The 13,325-nt window shown below is 50.9% G+C and carries 7 protein-coding genes; all 7 read left to right on the top strand.

What is annotated here, in order from left to right; genetic code table 11:
• Positions 1–51: 51 nt before the first annotated feature.
• The 7 genes from dpdA to ACOXYR_RS18790 all read left to right on the top strand — a co-directional run bounded on the left by dpdA (position 52) and on the right by ACOXYR_RS18790 (position 13,324).
• Positions 52–1,302 (top strand): tRNA-guanine transglycosylase DpdA, encoded by a 1,251-nt coding sequence (dpdA, locus tag ACOXYR_RS18820; RefSeq protein WP_421355658.1) that lies wholly within the window; start codon positions 52–54, stop codon positions 1,300–1,302.
• A complete protein-coding gene (gene dbpB, locus ACOXYR_RS18815; RefSeq protein WP_103774113.1) occupies positions 1,299–2,429 on the top strand; it encodes a DGQHR domain-containing protein DpdB in 1,131 nt (376 codons plus the stop codon). Before dpdA ends, dbpB begins: the two co-directional genes overlap by 4 nt.
• Positions 2,430–2,862: 433 nt before the next feature.
• Positions 2,863–6,018, top strand: a complete 3,156-nt coding sequence (gene dpdE, locus ACOXYR_RS18810; protein ID WP_421355657.1) for a protein DpdE — start codon at positions 2,863–2,865, stop codon at positions 6,016–6,018.
• A 5-nt stretch (positions 6,019–6,023) separates the two neighbouring features.
• Positions 6,024–8,591, top strand: coding sequence for a protein DpdF (gene dpdF, locus ACOXYR_RS18805; protein ID WP_421355656.1), 2,568 nt, complete (start codon positions 6,024–6,026; stop codon positions 8,589–8,591).
• Positions 8,575–9,480 carry a protein DpdG gene (gene dpdG, locus ACOXYR_RS18800; RefSeq protein ID WP_000022531.1) on the top strand — a complete coding sequence of 302 codons (906 nt, stop codon included), beginning with the start codon at positions 8,575–8,577 and terminating at the stop codon, positions 9,478–9,480. The genes dpdF and dpdG overlap by 17 nt, the downstream gene beginning before the upstream one ends.
• Positions 9,480–12,536: a protein DpdH gene (gene dpdH, locus ACOXYR_RS18795; RefSeq protein ID WP_421355655.1), complete on the top strand. Its 3,057-nt coding sequence runs from the start codon at positions 9,480–9,482 to the stop codon at positions 12,534–12,536. The genes dpdG and dpdH overlap by 1 nt, the downstream gene beginning before the upstream one ends.
• Positions 12,533–13,324, top strand: coding sequence for a hypothetical protein (locus tag ACOXYR_RS18790; RefSeq protein WP_421355654.1), 792 nt, complete (start codon positions 12,533–12,535; stop codon positions 13,322–13,324). The genes dpdH and ACOXYR_RS18790 overlap by 4 nt, the downstream gene beginning before the upstream one ends.
• Position 13,325: the final 1 nt, after the last annotated feature.

Here is a 13,325-nt window from a genome sequence, read left to right as displayed (position 1 = left end):
GTAGAATCCCCCGTTTTTTGAGGCTTTGCAGTGGCGTCACAGGAGAGTAAGTTGTCGAAGCTAAAGTATTTTTTCCCTGATAGTCAGGATTTTATCGATCCCAGTTTCGACTTCTTCCGCGAAACGCGTAACGAACATCGCGTGCGTCAACGTGACGATCAGTATCCGCATGAGGTTTTTCCTCATCCTTACGATGGTATGCTGGTTTCTAAAGCTGTAGTTGATGGTCTTGGCGGCGGCGAAAGCAAATATACTCGTGCCCAGCGTTTGCGTTACTTTCGAAATGGAATGAAGCACTTTTTCCGTCTGCCGGAAAATATGGAAACTATGGGTGATTGCGGAGCCTTCACCTATGTTAATCAGGACGTCCCGCCATACCGTGTGGAAGAGGTGATTGAGTTTTACGAAACTTCCCGCTTTAACCATGGCGTTTCTCTCGATCATATCGTTTTTGGCTATGAAAAACCTGGTGAGGTATTCAGTGGCGAAGTATTGACTGAGTGTCGCCGACGCCAGGATATCACGCTGACCTTGGCTCAAGAGTTTTTAAATAAGTCTCAAAAGTCCTGTTTCACCCCCTTTGGCGTTGCACATGGATGGAGCAAAACCTCCTACCGTCAGTCTGTAGAGGCCCTGCTGGCCATGGGATACAAAAATATCACTATGGGGGGGATGGTGCCGTTGAAAACGGCGCAGATCCTAGAGACTCTCGAAGAGATTAAGCCGTTGCTGAAAAGTGATACGCGTGTTCACTTGCTTGGTATTGCCCGTCCAGAGAGTTTCTCCGACTTTATCAAGTTTGGTGTGACCAGTATTGACTCGACTACACCGCTTCAGCAGGCCTTCAAAGATCGAAAAAACAACTATCATACGCTTGATGGCCCGGCCTATACCGCTGTGCGTGTCCCTCAGTTTGATGCGAATCCAAGTTTGAGTCGCAAAATTAAATCTGGCGTGATTGATCAGGATATTGCACGGCATCTGGAAAAGGATGCCATGAATGCCCTGTTCGAATACGATAAAGGGGCTTTGTCCCTTGAGAAGGCTCTTGATACAGTCCTGGCTTATGAACGTCTGCATTCGGGTGAAAAAGAGGCCGACAAAATTCGTGCGGATTATGAACGTACGCTAGGAGAACGACCCTGGAAACAATGCCAGTGCAATATTTGCCAGGCCATCGGTATCAATGTCATCATTTTCCGCGGAGCAGAACGTAACCGTCGCCGCGGTTTCCATAATATTCAGGTGTTGTACAACCGTTTACAGCACACATTGTCATTACGCTCAGAGGAACTGTCATGAGTGAATATCGTGTTCCTGCCCTGCGAATCCGACAGGGTGAGGAGAGGCAACTCTATAGCCTTGCGATAGAAGGTAAACAGATCAGCAAAATTGCAGCGATTTCGCGTATTCGTCGCGGCGAAGAGAGTTTGGTTGGTTATCAGCGTCCAGAAGTACGTAACCATATTCGCGAAATTCAGCGCTACATTGAGAGTGCAAATCCGATGATACCAAACCCGGTGATTATCGCTTTTGATAAGCGTGTGCGTTTTGAACCGCTTACAGATAATGACGACATGGGACATCTGGTAATACCTTTCTCCGAAGATAAGGATTTTGAGAAGCCAGGTTTTATTGTGGATGGTCAACAACGTACTGCTGCTTTGCGGGATGCAGAAATCAATTCGTTTATGATGCCGGTCTCCGCTTTTATCGCTAATGACGCGGAAGAACAGCGTGAACAGTTCATGCTGGTTAACTCCACAAAACCGTTGCCCAAAACGTTGTTATACGAACTGGCACCGCATACCCACGGTCGTTTGCCATCCGATCTGCAAATGCGTAAGTTTCCTTCACTGCTGACTCAACGACTGAACTTCGGCGAAGGTTCACTTGCAGGGCGTATCAAAACGGCGACCAATCCTGATGGGGTTATTGCTGACAACTCGATGATCAAAATGATCGATGCCAGTCTTCGCGAGGGAGCATTGTATCGCTTCCGTGACCCGGCGACAGGGTTGGGGGATGAAGGGAAGATGGTGAAATTGCTGAATAACTTCTGGTCGGCTGTGGAAACTGTGTTTACTGATGACTGGGATAAAAAGCCTCGCTATTCCCGCTTGTTACATGGCGTTGGTATTCTTGCGCTTGGCAGCTTGATGGATGAAATCGATCAGGTCCATCAGGACTATAAAGGTGAACCTGGCTGGACTGAGATCCCTTCCTACACTCGTTTTGTCGAAGAGCTAAACCGAATAAAGCCGCTTTGTGCATGGAGCAGTGGCGTGTGGAACTTCGGCACAGATATTGATGGTCAGCCTATCGTCCGTAAATGGAACGAACTGCAAAATCTTTCAAAAGATATATCTTTGGTTACTGACTATTTGGTAACTAGCTATATGAAAACTGTCAATGCAGATATCAAATAAGGGTGACAACCCAATTGGCATTAGAAGTATCGAGTGCTGATTATCGACGTGGGGGCTGCAGATATGGTGCAGAAGTTCAAATTCTGTGCAAGCGCCAGACAGCCCCCATGCTTTCATTCTTATCATCAAACGCTGACCTTGTTACGATATATGTTCGTAACTCATGAAAAATCGAAATTTTTTTTTGAAATTTAGTCATTTCACGAGTTTTGAAATCCGGTAAATAAGTCATAGGCCGCCCCGGATTACCCACCAATCCCCCTAAAAGTCATAGTAGACTAGTAACCGTGATCCCCCTCCTTGACAATCATCTTTACGGGTTGCAGTGTATGACATTGACCTTGTATTCAGTGATATTATACGTATAAAAAATCACCATTAATCAAAGGCTTTTAAAATCACTGTTACGCACAGCAAATTTATGGATGGATATATGCCCCTTGAAGCTGGCGACCTCGTTGACTCGCCTTATGGAATCGGCAAAGTTATTCGCATTAACAATAATGATGCTCTAATTAAGTATTTCGATTCTCCCGTAAATTATGAAGGCATAGAGCAAACTGTCGAAGTAAAACACCTAAAAAAAGCCGAACTCCACGCGGAAAGTCTGGTTTATCGCTACGACTACGAGGTTGCACACTGGCAGATTGCACGTGTTGTTGGTGCTGTGCCTGGAGGGGTGCGTTTGCATTTTCCTAACAAGCAGCAGGAAGATGTCAGCTTAAATGATATCTTTGTGCGCTGGGATCGCCCTATCAGCGATGCTGCGGCCCTTCTGGCCGAGCGCATTACCTATACCCCCTTCTGGCAAGATGCCCGTCTAGCTTATCAGCATCAGATGCTGAAACAACGCAACGCTTGTGCTGGGATTACCTCTTCGCTGTCGTCCAGTATTGAACTCGAACCTTACCAGTTGGCCGTCGCGCGTCGGGTGTTATCTGACCCTATTCAACGCTATCTGTTGGCTGATGAAGTCGGCCTCGGGAAAACCATCGAAGCTGGGCTGATCGTGCGTCAACACGTCACGGAAAATCCGCTCACCCACTGCGTGGTGATTGTGGCGCCTGGAGTTCTGCACCGGCAGTGGCAGCAGGAACTTTCTGCACGTTTTCACCTGGAGGAACTGCTTAATAAGTCGATCCATATCATTGATATGGCCGCCTTCAGCACAGCGGACCCCCTGTCGTTCCGCCCCGATATGCTGGTGATTGACGAAGCTCATCAGGTCGGTGCCTGGGCATGGGATGCAGAGTACGAGCAGCGCTACGCTAGTGTGAACTACTTGGCGCAACAAAGTGAAAAATTGCTATTACTATCAGCGACGCCCGTAACTGGCAATGAAAAGAACTTCCTGGCCATGCTGCATCTGCTGGATGCTAAAAATTACCCACTGACTGACACTGGCTTACAGAAATTTCAGCAGCGTATCCAGCAGCGCGAAGAAATAGGTTCACTGTTCTACGCGTTTAACTGTGATAACGACAACATGACGCTGGAAGAGAACCTGGAAGCGTTGACTAGGATGTTTCCTGAGGATGAAGTACTAAACGGGATGGCTTCACAGTTGCTTCCCCATTTAGATATGATGCAACCGCTGCGGAGTGAGGCGCGTGATCTGCTGATCAATAAAATCCGCCACTACATTGGTAACCGTTACCGTCTGCACCACCGCCTGCTACGCAACCGCCGTAGCAACCCCGCCATTAGTGTCCTGATGCCTGGCTTGTCCGGCCTATCACTAAAAAAATATGCCACGACGAACGCCAGCAACGACATGATGATCGCCTGGCGCGAATCGGCAATAATGATGCACCCACAAGACCCCACGTTGGCGGCAATTTATCAGTTACTGTTTGAAGCCGCTATCGCTACGCCGGAACTACTGGCCCGGCTTGCAAACTATCGCTTACAGCAGGAGTCACTTGGTGCCGTGCAGGGCTTTCTCTATAGTGATTCACAGCTTGCGCTGTTGCAGCATCCGCTGTTTGATGGCGAGAAGGAGATCCTGCTTGAGCTGATAGACCGCTGCAAAATGGAGTGTGACAGCAAGCGCCAGCGCTTAATTGATGTATTGGAAAAACTTCTGGATAGTAACGTCAGAGAACTCCCTTATATTGTGGTGTTCTGTGACCAGCCATGGGTAGCCGACCAGGTATTTACCGACCTGATGATACCATTTATTGGCAAAATCCAGCGCCATAACCCCGACAAAGAAGTGCGCTTTGGCAAGGGAAGCAAATGCCAGATCTTAGTGTGCGATCGCCGGGCTGAAGAAGGTGTCAATCTGCACGGCGGGCGCAAGATTGCGCTGCATTACGACTTGTTGCTGTCGCCTAACCGTATGGAACAGCGTCTTGGCCGCTTGAATCGCTACTGCGCGACTGAGAGTGCGACTACTATCCTCAGCATGGCGCTGGTGAGTGAAGCAGAGGGTCTGCAAAATCAGTGGCTGACTATTCTCAATGAAGTGTTCGATGTCTTCGAAGAGTCGATTGCAAGCCTACAATACTTGATTGATGAGGAATTACAGCGGCTTATTTCCAATCTTTACCCGCTGGGTGAAGAGAGCATGATGCAACTCAGTGCGCGTCTGGCTGGTGAAGATGGCCGCCTTACGGTGGAAAAGCAGCGCATCGAAATGCAGGAAGTCCTGCTGCAAATTGATGGCGATATCATCGAAGCCAGAGAGTATGCCGATGCACTGGCGGATATAGATGAGAATGAAGATGAATTCCGCCGCTGCGCTCGTAATCTGATAGGTAATGTACTGAAATTCGATTTTATTCCAGATGAGAAAGATCCATCGATATTCCGCTATCGCTTCAACCCTGGTGATAGAGGGACGGGCACCTTAGTCAGTCCACAGCGCCTACAAAAACACTGCCTGCTGGGCTTTGATCTCAACCAATCTAGCGGAAGTTCGCCCATGACTTGGCCGCTTAGCTACTACCGGGCTGATACCTCTCAGGGTAAAATCCGCCCGGCTCGCTTGGGTGAACCTTTCCATGATGCCATCCTTCAAATGCTGGATTTTGAAGAACGCGGTGTTGCTAGCGCGATTATCCGCATCACACCAGGCATGGGCGATGAAAATATTTTTTTCCGCTACGATTTTCTGATTGAAGCTGATGTCAATACACCAGCACTGCAACGACTGGCCGACCATCTGATGCCTCCTGAAACCATTACCTTGTGGCTGGACCAGGCCGGCGAGCAGGTCACCAACGCAGAGGTGTTGATGATACTTAATGAAGACTATAAACCGAAGGATAAGGGCGGACGCCACCTAAATCTCAATGAGGAACGCTGGGCGCAGATCTCCCATTGCATCAGCGCTAAAGATTGGCGCACCTGGTGTAACGATAGCTATAGCATAGCCCAGCGCCTGGCGGTGGAACAGTTCGCCACACAACAGGCTCTCAGCCTGAGCCGACTGGAACATTATCTAAGCAGCGCCGCGCTGCATCATGCTAACCGGCAGGAGACAGGGCAGACGCTGCGCCAGGGTATTGCACAGGCGAAAATGACCTGCCTGGCGACGCGTGCCTTAATCATTGCATCAGAAGCTATATTGGATGAGGACTCATAAACCGGATGAATCTGGCGCAACTGATTGATAATGATTTTATTTCATCAAGGTTGAGTGAGTGCCTGCTGCCAGAGGCGACTGCCGGACACCTCGACCGCCGGGCGTTGATCCGTGACTGGCTGTACCGGGAAAAACATGCCCACCACAACGATAACGAACTGACCGTCCCTGATGACAGCCACCCTGGCTGGCCAAGACAGGAGGAGTGGGAAGCCAGCGGTATTAACTGTCAACGACTAGGTCAGACCTTTCTGCTCAGCGCTGGCCCTGCTTGGTGTCCGCAGTGGCTGGAGCAGGGAAACGGCATGCCTTTTCTCGCCAGCGATCAGCACCAATTCTGCCGCCAGGACACTCGAGTACCGATGGACTATGTCCTGCGCCGTTACTTCAAGAAGGACAACTATATCAGCTATCAGGCACCGGGCCAGCGCGATGCGGTACGCCGGGCTCTGTTCGCCCCACCAGGCAGTACGCTATTGGTCAATTTGCCCACTGGCACCGGGAAAACACTGGTAGCGCAAGCATTAGCTCTGACAGTCTCAGCTCCCGGGGCACTTTGTGTACTGATCGCCCCGACCACGGCGCTGGTGTTGGAGCTGGCTAGCCGTTTCCGGAAGTTACTGATTGAAGCAGGGAACAAAGCAGAATCTGTCACCGGCTGGTATAGCGGCTTACCGGCGCAGGATAAATATGATACGTACATGCGTATCCGTGTGGGTGAGCAGCGGCTGATCGTCACCTCTCCTGAAGCGACCTGCAGTTCCCTGCAGTTCGCCTTATTTGAAGCAGCAAAACAGGGAGGGCTGAGGCATGTTATTGTTGATGAAGCGCATATTGTCGCCAGCTGGGGGAACGACTTTCGCCCGCATTTCCAGCAACTTGGTGGCTTAATTCGCGGGCTGAAGCGCGTCAGCCGTGAAGCGAATCTTACACCGTGCTCAACACTGCTGATGAGTGCGACTATCACCGAAGCCAGTCGTAAAATCCTGCGCGATACCTTCGATCAGGAGATGAGCGAAGTCCATGCCTGCCATCTGCGCCCGGAACCTGCTTACTGGTGTTATCGGGCAAAAGACCACAGCGACAAACGGGATAAGGTGCTGCAATCGCTGGCTCATGCGCCACGCCCGCTGATCCTCTACGTGACACGACCGAAAGAAGCTGAAGAGTGGGCGCAACAGTTGCGTTTGCAGGGGTATCAGCGTTTGGCAACATTTACCGGTGATACGCCGAGTGAAGTACGCCGAAGCCTGCTGGAAAAATGGGATAAAAACCAGCTGGATATCATGATTGCGACCTCAGCATTTGGCGTAGGTATGGATAAAAACGACGTGCGCACAGTGATCCATGCCACAGTGCCGGAAAACATGGACCGCTTCTACCAGGAAGTGGGACGTGGTGGACGCGATGGCTATGCCTGCACCTCACTGCTAATTTACAATCATCAGGATGTCAAACAGGCAGAACATCTGTCCTCACAAAAGTTGATTGGTCTTGAGTTGGGCCTGGAACGCTGGAAAAAGTTATGGGGCAGTGCCGAATCGGTGGGCGACAACCTGTATCGTATTGATATAGAGAGGATCCATAGCGGCCTTAATTTCCGCAGCAAACAAAATAAATTATGGAACTTGCGTACCGTACTGATGATGGTGCGTGCAGGAGTGCTGGAACTGGATGCCGATCTACAAAACCCGCCAGACAAAAAAGACTTTGCCGATGTTAATCGCTACGAAGCGGCAAAAGAGCAAATCATCCGACAGAACGGAAACTCACTGGTAGTACGCATCCTGCGTAGTCACCACACCGGAGAAGAAATGTGGAAAACACATATTATCCCCTCCCGTGAAGAGACGCTGCAAGCTGCAAGGGCTAACCATAATGCATTAATCAACTGGCTGCATACGCCACTGAGCAAACCGCTGTGCGAGGCACTTGTGGATCTCTACTCGATGGCGGAATTTATTCCGGGTCACGCCTGTGGTGGTTGCCCTGCCTGTCGCGATAAGCAGGCGCTTACTAATAATTACCTGAGTCCACCTCCGCTGTTGCTTAACCCGCCAGCGTCGGTGGCACAGCAGGCGTTAAGCCGCTGGCAGGCGCTCAGCGGCCTATCTTACTCCAGTTGCTTTATCACCTATCAGCCAGTCAACGACGATGAGTGGGAACGTGAGAACTGGTATCACCGTGTCGCGACGCTATTGGTGCAACTGCATCTTAGAGGCATTGTCCAGCGCGTCTGGGCAGATCCTGCCTTGTTGCATAGTATATTTAGCGCCATTCCGCGCGGTGAGCGCCTGATCTTGTTGAGTGACGAATTGCCTGCACGTGATGAGCCAGCGCCGGATAACGATGTAATGGCCGAGTTGGCAGAGTTGGTACTTCCCACTCAAGAGTCCTGCGCCAATGGTTACCTGCCGCCTTTCAATCCAGCACCATTACAACTGACGCTGATCCCGCATGATATGCCCGATCCTCACCATCCTGGCGGGGCGCATTACGTTCTTCTCGATAATCACAATTGGATCACCATCGAACAACTTCAAAGGAAACTAGACAGTGTCGATTATCAATAATGCCCATGGTGGCAGCCAGTATGCCGTGCTGGCCGCATTTTATCAGGTGCTGAAAGCCAGCCCGAAGAACCAACTACCGCGTGAAAAGCTGATGGCGCTCTGTGCACCGGAAACATTGCAAACCGGCGACTCACAAAATGCACGTGGTAAAGCGTCTCAGGAATTAAGAGCATGGCTGGACTTGGGGTTACTGACGGAAGAAAAAGTAGAAGAGACAACACAAATCAGTTTCAACGCGAACTATTTCAGCACAAAAAGTATGCCGCTGCGCCAGGCTGCGCGCCGCTGTTTACAGGCTCAGGAAAATAACAGTGACCTGAGTTCACGCGATGAACGCGCCGTCGACCTTACCCTTTTGGCTGCGTTGCTGCTGGCGCTGGATGTCTATCAGAACGCAGAAATCAAATCGGGCAACCTTGAAGTGCTGGTGAACACGTTTATACCTGATTTTCGTATCAACAGTAATGAAATTGCTGTCGTTCCGGGGTATCTCAGTTGGCTGGGCTTTGCTCAACAACTCACTCGCGACAGTTACGCCATTGACCCCACCGATTCTATTCGTGAAGAGTTACCGTTCCTTATGCGTGTTGGCGAACAACTTTCCATCGGCGAAGTGCTGCAACGTCTTAATCGGGCGCTCCCGGTGCTAGATGGTGGCAGTTATCGCCAGCAGGTCGAGGAGCGTATCAGTCTGTATGGCTGGCACTCTCTTAGCCCTAACCGCCTTTCCACCTCGCTGTCGCGTGCGCTGCTGCGGCTTCAGCTTTCCGGAGTAATCAACATGAAGGCTGAGTCTGACGCCAGCGGCGCAATGCAGTTAACCGGCCGGAACGGCAGCGTGCTGCGTACCGTAACCCATCTGACCTTAAATGATGTGGGAGTCCACTAATGCCACAACTACAGAGCTACTGGCCCAGCGAGCAGAACGTTACTGCCTGCATCCTAACCGAGGCTGAGTCACTGGCTGACAGCCAGTTGCTGGCGGTGCATGAATCGATGCGTCTCGACCGCATTGAGTTTCAAAGTGGTAAGGTCACGCAGGTGGGAGAGGGGGCGTTGCTGGACTTTCTGCTTGAACATAACCGCCCGCTGCCGCTAATTGGCGCTTCTGGCGTGGGGAAATCCCACTTGGTACGCTGGGTTCATGCTCAGCTCAAACGTCGTGAAGATCATGCGAAATACCACATTATCCGCATCCCCAAAAATGCTTCTCTGCCACGTGTACTTGCCGCCATTCTGGAAGGTCTTGACGGCGAGGAGTATCAGAGTATTCGTGAAAAGGTTAACGGAGTTGGAAAGCAATTAATCCCCGAAAACGTTGCCGAACATATTGCTCTTAAATTGCGTCAAGCGCTAAACGCAGCATATACAGATGCCATTGAAGAGCTTCGCCAAGAAAAAATGGGAAAAATTCAGCTGGAAGAAAGCAGAAAAAAGCAGCTGGAAGAAATTCAACAACACGCAGCATCATCCCGACTGCCCGCGCTGTTTTTTGACAGCGTGATGACGCAGTATTTCACTGCTCCTGGCGCCTGTCTTCACAATATAGCGCAGCGCTTCTGCCAGGGAGCTAATGACGACAGTATTGCCAACTTGCGGTATGAAATGTCTGCGGAAGACTTCACCTTCAACGGACTGGACTTCAGGCAGGTTTCACCAACAGTGCTTCCCTACCTGCGCAACCAACAGTTGCTTACCAGTGATGAAAAAAAGCAAGCAGCGGCTCGCGTTGTCAACGTGGTGCGCAGCCAGGCGTTAGAAGACACCTTCGTCGAACTATTTAGCTTTAACCGGGCCAATTTCCAGGATCTGATGCGTATGATCCGCCGACAGCTGCTGGCAGAAGGTCGCGACCTGATCCTTCTTGTGGAAGATCTTACCGCCACCTCGGCGATTGAAGATGTCCTGATCGCCTGTCTGATAGAGGAAGATGAGTACGACGGCAAAAAGGTTTTATGTACTCTAAGATCGATTATTGCGGTTACTGAGGGTCACGATAGCTTTAAGCGCCTACGTAATACACTAGGCACCCGCGCCCGCTACGAATGGGTGATCCAGCAGCATGCCAGCGAAAACGATGTCGCACTGAAAAAACGCGTTATTGACTTTTGCGGCCGCTATCTCAACGCTGCCCGTCACGGCGCTGCTGCTCTGGAAACTTATCACCTCCAGCAGGACGCGCAGTGTTATCAGGAGATTCCTGTATGGCAGGATCAGGAGGTGCTGGAGAACGAATCTGCTGCGCCAGCGCTGGCCAGTTTTGGCAGCACTAGCATTGGTCATCCGCTGTTTCCCTTCAACCCAGCAGCCATTGGGCAGTTGGTAGAACGACACTGCAAAGTTAAAGAACAAGGCCTTGTGTTTATCCCGCGTAATATTTTGCATGAAATTTTGCGCGAACCACTGAAAAAGTATCGCCAGAATTATCTGGACGGGCAGTTCCCGCCATCACAATTTGCTGAGATTGTATGTAACCCGGCATTACAGCAGAGGGTACGCCTGGAAGGCCTCAGCCAGCCTGAGCGGATTAATTCACTGCTGGCTGTTTGGGGGGGAAATAGTACAAACCTGGCAGGTCTTACGCCCGCTATCTGTAAAGAGTTTGGTCTGCCGGATGCGGCAGTACTGTTGGGGGGCGGTGGAACGCCACCGGAACCAGCACCGGAACCAGTACCGGAACCTGTACCAGTACCGGAATCAGTACCGGCACCACCATCACCACTTGATGAATGGAAACTCGTGCTGGATAAATGGCACCAGAGCAAGACGCTCGAGCAAACCAGAGCCCGCGACATTCGTAAGTGGCTCCTGGAAGCGCTGAATGCCCGTATCGACTGGTCAACTGAGCTTATCCAGACCTCTCTCATGGCCAGCTCAGCAAAAACTCAGGGTAGGATCCACTTGCCCGGCGTGCTTGTAGGGAATCAGTCACATCCGCTGGTGAAGCTTGAAGATACTCCTGAGTTGCGTAGCGCCTGTCTGGCGATGGCGCACTTCAACCATTATCAGAGTTGGGATTATGACGGCAGTGAGATCGACTACGCCGCCTTTCATAGTTTCATGGATTGCATTGAGCACGAAGTAAAACTCAAGGTGTTGCAGGAAGAACGCGATGAGCTTTCTAGTATCATTAACGATCTGCAGTTAAGTGGTTCATTCCTTGGGTTGGATGGATTATCAGCATCCCATCCGACCACGCTGGTGCAGGCACTGTTAACGGAACCGCAAGTCGCAAACAGCAACCATCCACTGCTGGATGAGTTCTTAACCCAAGCGCGCGACACCGTGATTGATGAGCATCTGAAACGTCGCGAGCGTTTAATCGCGCTTACGGCGGCGAAAAAACCGGGTGCTCAGCCGTATGCTATTAACGGCTTAATGCTGGTGGAGGCGTCTAAGAAACAACTGCCAGACGCTGGCAAACAACCGGGCAAGATCCATGAAGTCAAAAGTAAGCTCGGTGGCTACCGCACCCTGCTATTGAAGACCCAAGAGAGCATCACTGAACGCCTGAGCGACGGCAACAGCGCCAGCCTGGCAGCGGTGAACCTCTGCGACACCATGAAGGAGATAGTCGAACTGGCGAATAGCGCGGACGTCGCCCGTCCAATGGGTGAAACTGTACCGGTACTGCTGAAGTTGCTGAAGAACTGGAAAGATCCAGAGCTGAAAAAACTGATCAGACAACTGGAAAAACTGACGTTGCCAGCCGATAACTCGCACATGTTGATGAGAGAGATCCTTGCCATCAATGGCGAGCAGTTTGAGGCGTTTCGACAGTTATTAGAGACTTGGGGCAAGTTCGAAGACGCCACCGACAAGTATGTGCAACAGCGTATAAGCGATAAGGGCGGAGACCAAGTTGAGGATGCAGAAAACCAAGTTACAGATACCCTGGCAAACCTGGCTGAACAGTTAACGCTGCTGGAGGCGGACTTATCATGAGTGAAGTAAACATCAATGACGTGGTAACTCCCGTAGCCAGCGTACCGGAAGAACGCGGTGTTTTTGCACGGCGCAGCGGTGATTTTAAAGCACGCCTTCAACGCTACCAACAAATGGAGAAAGCTCAGGATATCCGCGATAACCTGCTGCGGATAGCAAAAAAAATCGATACTCCGACTCAAACACTAGCACAGGCCCTCTGTAGCTATAGGGTGTTAAGGCAGGTCCACGACGATGAAACGGGTAAGCCGATTGTTGGTCCGTTTGACCGTGCGACTTTCGGCAATCCACAAATCCTGCTGACGGCCTTTTGCCAGCAGTACGCGACGCATAAACATGATGTTGAGCAAGAGGGTGAACTTGCCCTGCTTACTCAAGAAATTAGGCGCTTAGCCAGCGAACTCAGCACGCACACCACCGCGGCGTGGGTTAACTATATTCGCGGATTAAAAGCGCAGTGGGAAGTGGATCAGAGACTGTTCAGTAACTTGGCGCATCAGGAAGGACAACGAAAAGTACAACAGCACTACAGTGATCTCGTGGAAAAGTTCACCAGCAGTAGCCGGGGGCTGCCGAAAACCATTGAAGAATTTGATACGGTGAGAGACCTGCATGAGAAACTCTGCCAGCAACGCGGAGCACTTAAGCTGGATGTGCCAGAAGAGGTCAATCTCTTCCTCAAAGCCGTAGCCGGGCAAGGTGCCACGCTCGATATGTTGACGCCTAATGTACTCAGTTGGCTGACGGAAGAAGACGACCCGACGCGCTATCGCATAAGACGCCTGTAAG

This window comes from Pseudocitrobacter faecalis (assembly GCF_965231525.1).
In the GTDB taxonomy this organism is placed as follows: Bacteria; Pseudomonadota; Gammaproteobacteria; order Enterobacterales; family Enterobacteriaceae; genus Pseudocitrobacter; species Pseudocitrobacter faecalis.
The sequence above is the reverse complement of the archived record's forward strand: the minus strand, read 5'-3'. Positions and strand labels throughout refer to the sequence as shown.